The sequence below is a fragment of the Ammoniphilus resinae genome (assembly GCF_017873965.1).
Taxonomy (GTDB): domain Bacteria; phylum Bacillota; class Bacilli; order Aneurinibacillales; family RAOX-1; genus Ammoniphilus_A; species Ammoniphilus_A resinae.
This window is the reverse complement of sequence record NZ_JAGGKT010000002.1, coordinates 338230-350912: the sequence shown is the minus strand read 5'-3', so window position 1 is coordinate 350912 and position 12683 is coordinate 338230. Positions and strand designations below refer to the sequence as shown.

General features: G+C 41.3%; 15 protein-coding genes. 11 read left to right on the top strand and 4 right to left on the bottom strand.

Going from position 1 to position 12683, the window contains the following annotated elements:
* Window positions 1-3: 3 nt before the first annotated feature.
* Window positions 4-276 (bottom strand): hypothetical protein, encoded by a 273-nt coding sequence (locus tag J2Z37_RS05760; RefSeq protein ID WP_209809270.1) that lies wholly within the window; start codon window positions 274-276, stop codon window positions 4-6.
* Between the two features lie 198 nt (window positions 277-474).
* On the opposite strand from J2Z37_RS05760, the gene J2Z37_RS05755 reads away from it, so the two are divergent.
* The 3 genes from J2Z37_RS05755 to J2Z37_RS05745 all read left to right on the top strand — a co-directional run bounded on the left by J2Z37_RS05755 (window position 475) and on the right by J2Z37_RS05745 (window position 2141).
* Window positions 475-570 carry a YjcZ family sporulation protein gene (locus J2Z37_RS05755; RefSeq protein WP_209809269.1) on the top strand — a complete coding sequence of 32 codons (96 nt, stop codon included), beginning with the start codon at window positions 475-477 and terminating at the stop codon, window positions 568-570.
* Between the two features lie 51 nt (window positions 571-621).
* The gene (locus tag J2Z37_RS05750) at window positions 622-717 is read left to right on the top strand and encodes a YjcZ family sporulation protein (protein ID WP_209809268.1); all 96 of its coding nucleotides are present in this window, start codon (window positions 622-624) and stop codon (window positions 715-717) included.
* 143 nt (window positions 718-860) lie between these two features.
* A complete protein-coding gene (locus J2Z37_RS05745; protein WP_209809267.1) occupies window positions 861-2141 on the top strand; it encodes a DUF2330 domain-containing protein in 1281 nt (426 codons plus the stop codon).
* A gap of 248 nt (window positions 2142-2389) precedes the next feature.
* Here J2Z37_RS05745 and J2Z37_RS05740 read toward each other — a convergent pair whose 3' ends face one another.
* Window positions 2390-3847 carry an ATP-binding protein gene (locus J2Z37_RS05740; protein ID WP_209809266.1) on the bottom strand — a complete coding sequence of 486 codons (1458 nt, stop codon included), beginning with the start codon at window positions 3845-3847 and terminating at the stop codon, window positions 2390-2392.
* 225 nt (window positions 3848-4072) lie between these two features.
* Here J2Z37_RS05740 and J2Z37_RS25745 point away from each other — a divergent pair, with 225 nt between their 5' ends.
* The 4 genes from J2Z37_RS25745 (at window position 4073) to serC (ending at window position 7805) form a co-directional block, all read left to right on the top strand.
* The gene (locus tag J2Z37_RS25745; RefSeq protein WP_342453785.1) at window positions 4073-4207 is read left to right on the top strand and encodes a hypothetical protein; all 135 of its coding nucleotides are present in this window, start codon (window positions 4073-4075) and stop codon (window positions 4205-4207) included.
* A gap of 124 nt (window positions 4208-4331) precedes the next feature.
* Window positions 4332-5252 carry a cysteine synthase A gene (gene cysK / locus J2Z37_RS05735; protein WP_209809265.1) on the top strand — a complete coding sequence of 307 codons (921 nt, stop codon included), beginning with the start codon at window positions 4332-4334 and terminating at the stop codon, window positions 5250-5252.
* Between the two features lies 1 nt (window position 5253).
* Window positions 5254-6387 (top strand): bifunctional cystathionine gamma-lyase/homocysteine desulfhydrase, encoded by a 1134-nt coding sequence (locus J2Z37_RS05730; RefSeq protein WP_209809264.1) that lies wholly within the window; start codon window positions 5254-5256, stop codon window positions 6385-6387.
* Between the two features lie 314 nt (window positions 6388-6701).
* Window positions 6702-7805: a 3-phosphoserine/phosphohydroxythreonine transaminase gene (serC, locus tag J2Z37_RS05725; RefSeq protein WP_209809263.1), complete on the top strand. Its 1104-nt coding sequence runs from the start codon at window positions 6702-6704 to the stop codon at window positions 7803-7805.
* A gap of 323 nt (window positions 7806-8128) precedes the next feature.
* On the opposite strand, the gene J2Z37_RS05720 is transcribed toward serC, so the two are convergent.
* A complete protein-coding gene (locus J2Z37_RS05720) occupies window positions 8129-9040 on the bottom strand; it encodes a transposase (RefSeq protein ID WP_209809262.1) in 912 nt (303 codons plus the stop codon).
* Window positions 9041-9315: 275 nt separating this feature from the next.
* Window positions 9316-9855, bottom strand: a complete 540-nt coding sequence (locus J2Z37_RS05715; RefSeq protein ID WP_209809261.1) for a class I SAM-dependent methyltransferase — start codon at window positions 9853-9855, stop codon at window positions 9316-9318.
* Window positions 9856-9964: 109 nt separating this feature from the next.
* Between J2Z37_RS05715 and J2Z37_RS05710 the strand changes: the two genes are divergently transcribed.
* The 4 genes from J2Z37_RS05710 (at window position 9965) to J2Z37_RS05695 (ending at window position 12613) form a co-directional block, all read left to right on the top strand.
* Window positions 9965-10183: a DUF3892 domain-containing protein gene (locus J2Z37_RS05710; protein WP_209809260.1), complete on the top strand. Its 219-nt coding sequence runs from the start codon at window positions 9965-9967 to the stop codon at window positions 10181-10183.
* Window positions 10184-10310: 127 nt separating this feature from the next.
* Window positions 10311-10619: an ArsR/SmtB family transcription factor gene (locus J2Z37_RS05705; RefSeq protein WP_209809259.1), complete on the top strand. Its 309-nt coding sequence runs from the start codon at window positions 10311-10313 to the stop codon at window positions 10617-10619.
* 13 nt (window positions 10620-10632) lie between these two features.
* Window positions 10633-11598 (top strand): cation diffusion facilitator family transporter, encoded by a 966-nt coding sequence (locus J2Z37_RS05700; protein ID WP_209809258.1) that lies wholly within the window; start codon window positions 10633-10635, stop codon window positions 11596-11598.
* A gap of 214 nt (window positions 11599-11812) precedes the next feature.
* On the top strand, window positions 11813-12613 hold the full coding sequence (locus J2Z37_RS05695) for an amino acid ABC transporter substrate-binding protein (protein ID WP_245203622.1): 801 nt from the start codon (window positions 11813-11815) through the stop codon (window positions 12611-12613).
* Window positions 12614-12683: the final 70 nt, after the last annotated feature.

Here is a 12683-nt window from a genome sequence, read left to right as displayed (position 1 = left end):
ACATTACCCTTTTATTTCTATCTGCAACTTTTCCAAAACCTCTGTCAATGTTCGCAACCCCTCATAAAATCGGCAATCAGGGGTAATCAATTCATAGCAATGATTAGTCTGTTCCCCTTTAAGCAGAATGAAGATCTGATTCCCGAATGGTATCTCCACCCCGATATCTAAAATCTCACGGTTATAGTCTGCTTTCAATTTCACTTGTGGAAGCACTTCTTTAATTTGACGAAATTCCTTTTCTTCACTGGCTGATTGAAAGTGTTTGATTTCCATAAGAAACCACCTTTTCAGGAATTTTCCTTATAAGGATTATATTATATCTCTATTCGACTTGTTTGTCCATTTCCTCAAGCGATATTTGATCGGGCAGGAGCCCATTTTACACAGGTATGGGGCAAACGCCCACCCACACAAGAGGGGTAATACATATGTATATCTTGTAAGAAAAAAACTCAAAGGGAGTGTTTCACTATGAGTAGCTTTTCTGGACTATTTAATGATGAAGGTTTCTTGATCATTCTGGTTCTTTTCATCCTGCTTGTAATTGTCGGTGCTGGTGAAGATTAATTCATTCATATGAACATGGTAAAAACAATTTAAAGGAGTGTTAATCTATCTATGAGCAGCTTTTCAGGGGTTTTTGATAATGATTTCTTCGTCATCGTTTTGGTTCTGTTTATTCTTCTTGTGATTATCGGAGCAGGGGAAGATTAAGCGAGATAAGGACTTCCGGAGGCAATTGCCTTCAGAAGTCCTTTTTTGTTACTAAGGAATTTGCATTTATCTATTTTCAGTTGAAACCCCTTTGGGCTTAAATACGTCAAAAGAGTTAAACGGGTTTGAAAGGAGGGGAGAAGTTGAAAATATGGATGGGGATTTTCATCTCCTTTTTTATCTGGGCAAACCAAGCCGTGGCATGTGGTGTTTTGGTCTCTGATTCTGAGACAAATGTAAGATCAGAGCATATGTTGGCAGCCCTTTATTGGGATCAATCCAATCGATCAGAAATACTTGCTGTGAAGATGAGCTACCAAGTCAATGAGGGGAAGGTTAATTCTTTTGGTTGGGTCATGCCTTTTCCATCACCCCCTAAGATTGAAGAGGCATCTTGGGCGCTTTTTGAATCGCTCGGAAGAGTGACCGAATATAAAAAGAATTTGAAGGAAAAGGCTTCATTGCCTCGTTTTCCTGGGACTACAGGGAATAAAGAGGGTAGTCCTGCCGGGTCCGGGGTATCGGTTATCCAAGAAAAGCAAGTGGGTATTTATCGCACAGTCACCATACAGGCAAAGGATACGCAATCGTTGAAGGTTTGGGCAAAAGAAAACAAGTTCACACTTCCTTGGGTGGACAGCCTTGTTATAGAGAACTATATCCAAAAAGGGTGGTATTTTGTCCTCATGGATGTTGAGAATGTAGGGGAACAAAAAGAAGAAGGGGAGATTAAGCCTGTAGAATTTACTTTTAAAACTGAGAAGCCGGTTTACCCCATTCAGATTGCTGCATTTAACCGCGAGGGTGGGTTGAGTCCCCAAAAAACAATTCCCTTAACTCTTTACTTGATTGGGAAAGAAAGATTGGCGCCTGATTCCACATTTCGCACCCTTTTAACCCAGCGATACGGTGGAGAGTTAATAAAACAAGAAACAGTAAATAGAACTCTAGCTGGAGGGAAAAGTGATATTTATGTCAGCAAATGGGATGGAATTCTTCAGGCTGATCAAATCCAAGATGACTTAATGGTTGTTGAGGATTCCAATCTGAAGGATGTAGGCAGTGGGAAAATGACTGTGATGGATTATCTATCACTCTTAGGAACGTTGCTTTTCGGCGGTACAATGTTTCTGTTTTTGATTCCACAGTTCATGCTGGCTGCTTTGTTCGAAAACCCTTGGCTTGGAAAATTACTGCCGGTCATGATCAGTTTGCTAGGTTTCATTTGGATTACAGCCAAATTCTCTTTTATCCGTGCCGTCCAAACTTTTCTTGTTTTGCATGCCGTGGGGGCTTTTTTGCTAATGCTCTACTATAAGGATGAATCATTGCTTATGATTAGCCAGTTTGTGATCGTCGGGGGAATTTTTGGTGGGTTTATCTTTGAATGGTATAGGCGGGGAAATTTGAATAACGGAAAATAGTTCCGTTAAAGGTAATAATCTAAGGAAATTGGATGCAATAGCGGAAAAAATTTCCGTTAAAACGGTTAAATTAGACTGTTTTGAGGGGAATTTTCCATAAGTACGGAAAAATTTTCCGCTATTTGCCCATATTTAAGATTAGAAATATGAATAAGGGAAAATTTTTTCCGTTATTTGACAGCCCAAGAAGGTACGTGGACAGGAAATCTATGATCTGCGATAAAAAGGCCAGTTTGTGGGTTGTCCTTTTAATCCTTCTCTTTAGTAAGCGGTAAAGTGATTCCAACACTTGTTCCTTTTTCGGAAGTACCTGTAATAGAAATAGTTCCTCCATACATATCCAGAATTCTTTTGCAAACGACAAGTCCGAGGCCTGTTCCATTTTTTTTCGAAGTAAAGAATGGGTCAAAAATCCTTTCCATTACTTCAGGAGGAATCCCGTTCCCTGTATCCGAGATTTCGACTTTTGCGTGATCCTTCTGCAGCCCAGAGGTGATTGTCAAGCAACCTCCGTTTGGCATTGCCTCCAAAGCATTTTTTGAGATATTTAAAAGGACTTGTTTGATGTGATCCTTCGAACAGGTAATCGGTAATGGCTCTTCCACCATTTGGATATGAAGCTCAACATTATATAAATTGGCTTCCGATTCAATAATTGGCGTTATCTCCGAAAGGATGCTATGTAAATCATAATTTTCCACCGTTTGAATGGTGGGTTTTCCAAGTACGAGAAGTTCAGAGACGATGGCATTGATCCGATTGATTTCTTGCTGAATGATTGAAAAATAAAATTGGTCTTTTTCGTCGTCATATTTTTCACTCAATAAGGTTGTTAGTCCTTTAATCCCTGTTAAAGGATTCCGAATTTCATGGGCAGTACTCGCCGCCAAGCTTCCAATCAACTCCAGCTTTTGCGCATCGTTTTGCAATTTCTCCAGTTTAAGTTGCCTTTTCAACCATTGGTATTTCATTAATGTATAGAGTATATGGATTAAAATTAAGGTAACAAAGAAATAAAACAGGTAACTTTGGATATACCATTCTCTTGACAGATCAGGAATTCCCGCCCTGACAATCCAGGAGACTCGCTGTGTGTTGACCTCCGCGTTAATAGTGGGGATATCCGCTGCTGTGTCTGAGTTCATAATTAACCATTGTCCATTTTCATCCCGAACTTGAATGGTTTCTTCTCCGGCAAACTGTTTTAAGTAGCGTTCAATGGCATCTAAACGAAGGCTCCCAACTAAAACCCCTGTTATTTCATTTTCCGATACGATAGGAGTGGCGATCGATACGATAATTCGCCCTGTTACCCTTCCTACATGCGGCTTCGAGACATAAGTGGAACCGGTTTCTAGGACCTTTTGGAAATAATTGCGGTCCAGAAGATTTACTTCTTTGTTCATTGGATTTGAACTAATAAGGATTTCTCCTGATGGTTGAACCCAATAAAACCCCGAAAAACGAGGATCTTGGTGATGGACTTTAGTGATAATCCCCATGATCTGGTCCATTTCCCCGTTTTGCGATGTGATAAGGAGGGCTAAGGACTCCATCCTACCAATTGTTTCACTAATAAAACTTTGCAAATACATGGCATGTAAACTAGCTGCACGATGGGCTTCTTCATATAGTTCAGTCTTTGCCCTCTCCTTATCCCAAAAAACCAGGGCCTGGGTAAGTAATAGGGAAGGCAAGATAACCAATGTTATATATATGATCAAACGATGATTTGTTATCTTTTTCTTTATCTTCAACAAAATCCCCTTCAAATCCATTTTTTTATCTATTATCCCTTCATTATACATAAATTAACGAAATGGAAAAGAGGAATTGGTCACATATCCTTGCACGTCCAAATATTTCTCGTTTGATTTTTTTCAATATGTTAAAATATAGTACACAGACTCATTAAAGAAGGAGGAATCAGGGTGAGAGAACTCGTTGGGACTTGTAAGGATTGCGGACGTGAGGTTTATTGTACCGATGGATTTTTTAATGGAGTGGTTGAGCCTGAGGGAGTCACCTGTTTTTCATGTAGGGATCATGAAGAGCCTACGGATTAAGAAAAAATTATTACGTAATGTAAAGCGCCTTCACAGGCGCTTTCATTGTGATATAATTTGATTTGTAAATTTGGGCAATCTATAATATGGAAATTTTACAATTTGGACTGAAAGAGGTTATAAAATGCAAGTACATAAAGGTGTGAAATCATTAATTGGGAATACTCCTATCATTGAATTGACCCAATTTCCTCTTCCGGATGGAGTTCGGCTGTTTGCCAAGCTGGAGTTTTACAATCCGGGCGGAAGTGTTAAAGATCGATTGGGTGTAGAATTAATTCGTGACGCGGAAGAAAAAGGATTGTTGAAACCGGGCGGAACGATCGTCGAACCAACAGCTGGGAATACAGGGATCGGAGTTGCGTTGGCAGCTGTTGGGACAGGATATCGCGTTATTTTCGTTGTTCCTGAGAAATTCTCTCAGGAAAAGCAGGAATTAATGCGTGCCCTTGGAGCTGAAGTGGTGAACACCCCGACCGAAAAAGGGATTAAAGGGGCGATTGAAAAGGCGAAGGAATTGGAAAAGGAACTCGGCGCCTACTGCCCGCAGCAATTTGCTAACCCGGCAAATCCGATGGCCCATTATAAAACGACAGGACCGGAAATTTGGCAACAAATGGATGGCAATGTGGACGTGTTCGTAGCAGGGGCAGGATCTGGTGGAACCTTCATGGGGGTAGCGAAATATTTGAAGGAACAGAACCCTCAATTAAAAACAGTAATTGTCGAGCCGGAGGGATCTATTCTCGCAGGTGGAGAACCTGGACCACATAAAACCGAAGGAATTGGGGTGGAATTCCTTTCACCGTTTATGGAAACGGAGTATTTTCATGAGATTTATACCGTTTCTGACAAAGATGCCTTTGATCTAGTAGCGGAGCTTGCTAAGAAGGAAGGATTGCTTGTTGGAAGTTCCTCCGGATCAGCGCTTTATGCATCTCTGCAAGAAGCGCAAAAAGCGAAGCCTGGAACGAATATTGTAACCATATTCCCAGATAGCAGTGAGCGTTATTTGAGTAAAAAGATTTATCAAGGAGGGATCTAACATGAGAATGAAAACAAAGCTAATCCACGGTGGCGTGGATGGAGATCCGCAAACAGGAGCTGTTGTATTTCCAATCTATCAAGTAAGCACATATAAACAAGAAACAATCGGTAAACACAAAGGGTATGAGTATTCACGCACAGGCAACCCGACTAGGAATGCCGTGGAACAATATATTGCTGATATTGAAGGCGGTGTTCGTGGATTTGCTTTTAGCTCTGGTATGGCAGCCCTTTCGTCCATCATTATGCTGTTTAATCAAGGCGACCATATCGTCTGCGGCGATGATGTTTATGGTGGAACCTACCGCGTACTAAGCAAGGTGTTTGCCCGTTTAGGAATTCAGGTGACCTTTGTGGATACTACGGATGTGGCAAAAGTCGAGACAGCCATTCAGGATAATACCAAGGCAGTGATGCTGGAAACACCAAGTAATCCACTCATGAATGTGACCGACATTGGGGCGATTAGCGAAGTATGCCAGGCAAAGGGGTTGAAGTTGATTGTTGACAATACGTTCATGACCCCTTATTGGCAAAACCCGCTTAGCCTCGGTGCAGACATTGTCTATCACAGTGCGACCAAATATTTGGGTGGACACAGTGATGTTGTATCCGGTTTAGTGGTTGTCAAGGACGAGCAATTAGGGCAAGATCTGCACTTCATTCAAAATTCCGTAGGTGGGGTTCTTGGTCCACAGGATTCATTTATTTTGCTTCGTGGAATGAAAACACTTGGTGTACGGATGGAAGAACACGAACAAAACGCGAGAAGGATTTCCCAGTGGCTGAGTGAACGCTCGGATATCGTAAAAGTCTACTATCCAGGATTACCTGGGCATCCCGGGCATGATATCCAAAAGCAACAGGCAAGAGGATTCGGCGGAACTTTCTCTTTTGATGTAGGCAGTGCTGAAAGAGCAGAAAGATTACTGGATCGAGTCAACATTTTCACTTTGGCAGAGAGCTTGGGGGCTGTTGAGAGCCTGATCTCGGTACCAGCTAGAATGACCCACGCTTCGATTCCGGCAGAAAGACGAGCCCAGCTTGGCATTACAGATGGATTGGTGCGAGTGTCGATTGGAATCGAAGATGTGGAAGATTTGCTAGAGGATTTAGAACAAGGATTGAAATAGCGTCGGGGAAAAAACCGATGATTGCTCTATCATCGGTTTTTGCTTAGCCCTATCGCAACTAAGCTAAAAGTGTGCCAACTAACCAAGCGCCAATAATGCCGAGGATAACGGTCGCCAACATGATCAGCCACTCGGTGGATCTAATTTTGGTTTTTTCCATTATTATATTACACCCCTTTTGTAAGTTGTAAAACAGAACGATTTAATCTTAATTTTTGTCAAATGTTAATTTTTAATCCAAACTATTTCCTGTTTGGTGTATACAATGTTAAGATAAATACCATAAGCCATTAGAAATAATAGGAGTGAGAGAGATGCCACAAACCCTACATCGTGCACATAACTTTAATGCAGGTCCATCCGCGTTGCCGCTATCTGTTCTCGAAAAAGCTCAGGCTGAATTGCTTGACTTTAGGGGAACTGGAATGTCTGTGATGGAATTAAGCCATCGCAGTGCAGCATATGACGCTGTGCATAATGAAGCAATCGCTTTATTGAAGGAGCTTATGGGAATTCCGGATGGCTATGAAGTACTTTTCCTTCAGGGAGGTGCAAGCCTTCAATTTTCCATGATACCCATGAACTTTTTACAACAAGGACAGAAAGCCGCTTATGTCATGACTGGATCCTGGTCAGAAAAAGCGCTCAAAGAAGCGAAAATACTAGGTGTTGGTGAGGCCTACGAGGCAGCAAGCACGAAGGAAGAAAATTATCGCCGTATTCCGTCGATTGATGAACTGAAGTATCAACCTTCAGATGCCTATATTCATTTGACTTCCAACAATACGATTTTCGGTACGGAGTGGAAGGAATATCCTAATACTGGGGACGTGCCATTAATTGGGGATATGTCCAGTGATATTTTGTCAACACCAGTAGATGTCAGCAAATTTTCCATGATTTATGCTGGTGCTCAGAAAAATCTTGGACCATCGGGTGTGACCGTAGCCATTATTCGTAAGGATTTGTTGGAAAAGGCAAACAACAATATTCCAACCATGTTACGTTATGAGACCCATGCGAAAAATAATTCGCTGTATAATACTCCTCCAACTTTTGGTATTTATATGCTAGGACAAGTATTATCCTGGGTGAAAGAGTCCGGTGGGGTAGAGGCTATTACCAAACAAAATGTAGAGAAAGCAAATCTGATTTACGATGTAATTGATCAAAGTGGTGGGTTCTATATCGGTCACGCTGAGTCAGGAAGCCGTTCACTAATGAATATTACCTTCCGTGTAAAAGGTGAAGAATTGGAGAAACAATTCCTTGTCGAAGCAAAACAGGAAGGATTCATTGGTGTAAACGGACACCGATCAGTTGGAGGTTGCCGAGCTTCCGCCTATAATGCGGTACCATATGAAAGCTGTCTGGCTTTCAGTGACTTTATGAAAAAATTCATGGCACAACATGGATAAGCAGTGAGGATAGCGGATGCTATCCTTTCTTTTTTTGGGTAAAGCGGCTACCAATCTCATGTAATAGCGTATGGGATAGCGTATGGGGTGTTTCCTAGGGGACGATCTAAATTGTTTTTGTTTATTGTGTTCACTATCCCTTTTCATCAGGGAGGAAGATAGAGCTGGTGGATATGTTAATTTGCTCGCCTTTGTTCATTATCCCTTTCAATCAGGAAGATCTCTTTGATTGGTAGGTTGTTGATTTTGTCGTATATGGGGAGTCTGTTATTTAACGCCTCTTTTTTGATCTTCTTATTTCTTTTTCTTATGGTCGATGAGAATTAATTTTGAGTTACACATTGCATGAGGTTGGACTTTTTGTTTTTCCTCCTTCTTCCTGTGATCTTCCAGTAGTTTGCCTTTTTTGTTGTAGCACATAGCTGAATAAGACCTTGGAATATAGGTGCTTGTTCCAGTGCCTGATTGATCCGATAGCAAAACTCGTCCAAATAAGCCTGCAAATGGCGAACGCCGATCCCATGAAAGGTGTCGTTTATCCACTGGGAAGCCCTTTTGAAATAAGGATATCCCATCTTGAGTCTGCGCGGCTTGAGTCGCTGCGTAATATATTCCACTTCAGAGTTCTCTGCCTCGATATACCTCTCTGCAAACGACTTTTTTTCTGCCGTCGGAATAAATTTTTCTCTTGGTGATTCCATCAGGAGCTTCATTTTGATATAGGTGGGTTGTTTTTGTTCATTCAGGGATGTACCAACGAGGAGAAAATGCTCTTTGGGATGGGTCTGGTGATATATGTTGTAGGGGTGGCCGTAGCAGGCATCATGGACTTGTACCATGCCGGACAATAGATGGGAAGCATCGGACGTACTCATGGCCCGACGGATCTTATGAAGGATTAACCAGGATGTTTTGTAGGTGACTTGGATGATCTCTTTCAGTTGTACCGCATTGATCCCAGGAGCAGGGCGGGAGGACAGAAAGATGGCAGTAAACCACTTTTGTAAGGTGGTCCTACTTCCTTCCATAATCGTGTCCACGGTTAAAGACGCTTGATGGTGGCATTCAGCACATTCATAGAGGGGAAGACGGCGGGTAGTGATTCGATAAAAATGCCGATGGCTGCATTTGGGGCAAACAAACCCATTTGGCCACTTCATTTGAAATAAGTAGTCGGCACAGACTTCCTCCGAATGAAAACGATCTTGAAATTGGTCTAGGCTGAGCTGATCCATTAAAAACCCCTCCTTAGATAAGAACGTATATTCTATTTAAACAATAACAAACAAACGTTCTTGTGTAAAGGAGATTTTTTCGACAAAGTCGTTTTGACAGAACCTGTAGGAGTGGGATAGTGGTTAAAGGGAACGGGAAGAAGGTATGGTCAAACGGTGGTACTCGACAAGAATCCCCACGGCAGATCTGACAGAAAGGGATAGTGGGTAAAGAGAAGCGATAAGGTATAGGCAACCAGGGGGCACGAAACGAAAGACCACGGAAGTTTATTCCACTAGGGTTTCCGCACCAATATAGACTGTAGTCCGGTGCCGGGGTCTTGTTCAAAGAAGAGAATTTCCCATTCTCCAAACCGCTCCTGCAATTCATTTGGCAGCAGCTTATATTCATCCCGCATAGCAGTTGAATGATAGAAAGTTTCCATAAAAAATAGTCCGTCTGGTTTAATCACTGATTTAATAATAGGGAACAGACGGCGGTCTAAAAACTTCGTTATGACCACTAGGTCATACTGCTCTAAATCAGGACTCCAATGGTCTAGATCCATAACTTCAGCGGTAATAGAAAAGTTTTTAGCCTGCGCTCTAATAAAATCTATAACTACAGGGGAGACATCATAAGCTGTTACCCGATAACCTTTCCGTGCTAAGTAAAAGCTGTTTTCCCCCATTCCGCAAGCAAGTTCCAAGGCACTGCCTCCCGCAAGATATGATGATAATTGTTTCAGCCGCGGACATGGTTCAGATACGGCGATTCCCTTCAGTAGTTTATCCCTATACTTGCTGTCCCATTTTAAACGATCCATTTCAGACATATTGAGTACCTCCAGTAATTGCTTTTCATCAATATAACATAAGAAAGAGCTGAAGCTTAAGGGGGTATACTAATTTTGATTTATTCTTATCAAAAGTTGGAGGTTTCTCATGACTGAAAAACTGGTTGCCGTTAAAAAGGAGAATGGTTTCATTACCCATTTTCTTACCGATGAGCATAGGATGATTACGTTGGAAGAGGCACAACAAATGGCTCGAGGAGGTGAACTCGACTCATTGACAGATCTTCATGCTGATGGGCGATGGGAGATTCATGATGGGGAAGTTCATAAGGAAGGAAACAATTTGGCTGATTTGCCGGAATTTTAGTTGCTGGATCAATGATCCGGTAGCTCTCTTTTTTGACTTGAAAAAATAGAAAAAATTAGGTATATTTACGTTATCATATATGAACAGATGCTCATGTATAAATGAGAGAGGGAGGGGAGAATTTGTTATGGATGCGAATAAGCATGAATTTCTAAGTCAAGAAACGATTGAGGAAGTTGCTCTTACCTTTAAGGCTCTTTCAGATCCGACTCGAATAAAAATATTGTACCTCCTCTCACAGGAGGAATGCTCTGTAGGTCATATTGCAGAGGTGCTGCATTTATCCCAATCGGCTGTGTCCCACCAATTATCCTTTTTACGAAACTTGCGATTGGTGAAAAACCGTAGGGAAGCGCAGACTTTTTACTATACCTATGATGACGAGCATGTAATTACAGTCTTAAAACAAATGATTCATCACGCTACACACGATTAGGGGGAGAGGAAGAATGCATTCTCATCATGATCATAACGATCATCATGATCACAATCACGCACATGATCACGGGCACCATCACCATCATGGGCATGCTCATGACCATATTAGGGAAGGGAATAAGAAGGGGCTAGTTATTGCATTAATTATTACGACAGGTATTATGCTCTTGGAATTTTTTGGGGGATTATTTACAAACAGCCTTGCCTTGTTATCTGATTCGGGACATATGCTAAGCGACGCGAGCTCACTTGCCTTAAGCCTGTTTGCTTTCTGGTTCGCCACACGTCCTGCTTCTCCGAACAAAACATACGGATTTTATCGTTTTGAAATTTTAGCAGCATTGTTCAACGGGGTGACTCTATTTGTCATTGCTGGATTCATTATTTGGGAGGCTTATGGGCGTTTTCTCGAGCCACCAACTGTAGCCAGTGGGTCAATGATGGTGATTGCTGCTGTGGGATTACTAGCTAACCTGATAAGCGCTTGGGCCTTGATGCGAAAAGGCGATGTAAAGAACAACGTGAATTTACGAAGCGCGTATCTTCATATTTTAGGAGATGCGCTGGGGTCCATCGGGGCGATTTTGGCTGGTCTAGTGATGCTGCTTTTTGGCTGGTATGTAGCTGATCCAATTATCAGTGTGCTCGTTTCGCTATTAATCTTAAGAGGGGCCTGGGGAATCATAACTCATTCCGTCCACATTCTTATGGAAGGGACACCGATCACCATTGATCAGGAAGAGGTTAAGAAAACATTGGAAGAAATTGAAGGGGTTCGTGATGTTCATGATCTTCATATATGGACGATTACCTCGGGGCTGGACTCCCTTACCTGCCATCTCTTAATTGAAGATGACAAGGACGCACAGGTGATACTCCAGCAAGCTATTCGTAGAATCGAGGAAAAATTTAAGATTATGCATACCACCATTCAGGTAGAAACTGCACAACTGCAACATGCAGAAATGAAGGTGTAAAAGATTAAAAGGATAAGGGATCAATCAAGATCCCTTTTAATATTGAAGAAAAACAGAGATAATCGTTGGATTTTATTAAAAACAGGTGAAAAACACGTTAATGATAAAGAATTTATTCTATTATTGAATTAGCAATTTAGCGTAATAAAGGATAGAATCTAGGAGGTTATTAAATAGATAAGATCAGGGGGAAACATCAGTGAAAAGGTTTAGTATGCTTTGTTTAGTATTTGGGATTATTCTTTCCGTATTTGCCGGATGTTCTAGCTCCAATTCAAACTCTAGTGCAAATACTGATCAACCAGATGCAAGTGCTAGCAGTGAAAGTAAACAGTTGACGATTGGAATTGACGATAAGTTTGCTCCAATGGGATTCCGCGATGAGAAAAACGAAATTGTTGGTTTCGATATTGATTATGCGAGAGCAGCTGCTGAACAAATGGGTTATGAAGCTGTTTTCCAACCGATTGACTGGAAGACAAAAGAATCAGAGTTAAATAGCGGTCGGATTGATTTAATTTGGAACGGGTACACCATAACAGATGAAAGAAAAGAGAAAGTTCTTTTCACAAAGCCTTATCTTAAAAATTCGCAAGTTGTTGTTACACTAGCCGATTCAGAAATTGCGAAGCTTGCTGATTTAGCTGGTAAAGTAGTTGGGCTACAATCTTTATCCTCTGCAGCTGATGCATTGGATGCCAATGAAATCAAATCACAAATTAAATCTGTAACCGAATATGCAGACAACGTCATGGCATTAAGCGATTTAAAAATTGGACGTACTGATGCGGTTGTCATCGACGAAGTTGTGGCTAGATACTATATGTCCAAAGAAGAAGGAACATTTAAGATTTTAGATGAGTCACTTGCACCTGAAGAGTATGGGATTGGTGTAAAAAAAGGGAATGAAGCTTTATTGAATGAGCTACAAGCTGCTCTTGATAAAATGAACGAAGATGGGACGGCGGCAAAGATTTCGGAAAAATGGTTTGGCGAAGATAAGGTTTTAAAGTAAAATAAATAGGATAATATGTAAAACAAAAACGGATCTCTATTTGATCCGCTTTTGTTTTTAGTAAACCTTA

Coding starts and splice junctions, on each gene's coding strand:
- J2Z37_RS05760 (WP_209809270.1), bottom strand. CDS start 276: ATGGAAATCAAACACTTTCAATCAGCCAGTGAAGAAAAGGAATTTCGT.
- J2Z37_RS05755 (WP_209809269.1), top strand. CDS start 475: ATGAGTAGCTTTTCTGGACTATTTAATGATGAAGGTTTCTTGATCATT.
- J2Z37_RS05750 (WP_209809268.1), top strand. CDS start 622: ATGAGCAGCTTTTCAGGGGTTTTTGATAATGATTTCTTCGTCATCGTT.
- cysK (WP_209809265.1), top strand. CDS start 4,332: ATGCAAGTACATAAAGGTGTGAAATCATTAATTGGGAATACTCCTATC.
- J2Z37_RS05730 (WP_209809264.1), top strand. CDS start 5,254: ATGAGAATGAAAACAAAGCTAATCCACGGTGGCGTGGATGGAGATCCG.
- serC (WP_209809263.1), top strand. CDS start 6,702: ATGCCACAAACCCTACATCGTGCACATAACTTTAATGCAGGTCCATCC.
- J2Z37_RS05720 (WP_209809262.1), bottom strand. CDS start 9,040: ATGGATCAGCTCAGCCTAGACCAATTTCAAGATCGTTTTCATTCGGAG.
- J2Z37_RS05715 (WP_209809261.1), bottom strand. CDS start 9,855: ATGTCTGAAATGGATCGTTTAAAATGGGACAGCAAGTATAGGGATAAA.
- J2Z37_RS05710 (WP_209809260.1), top strand. CDS start 9,965: ATGACTGAAAAACTGGTTGCCGTTAAAAAGGAGAATGGTTTCATTACC.
- J2Z37_RS05705 (WP_209809259.1), top strand. CDS start 10,311: ATGGATGCGAATAAGCATGAATTTCTAAGTCAAGAAACGATTGAGGAA.
- J2Z37_RS05700 (WP_209809258.1), top strand. CDS start 10,633: ATGCATTCTCATCATGATCATAACGATCATCATGATCACAATCACGCA.
- J2Z37_RS05695 (WP_245203622.1), top strand. CDS start 11,813: ATGCTTTGTTTAGTATTTGGGATTATTCTTTCCGTATTTGCCGGATGT.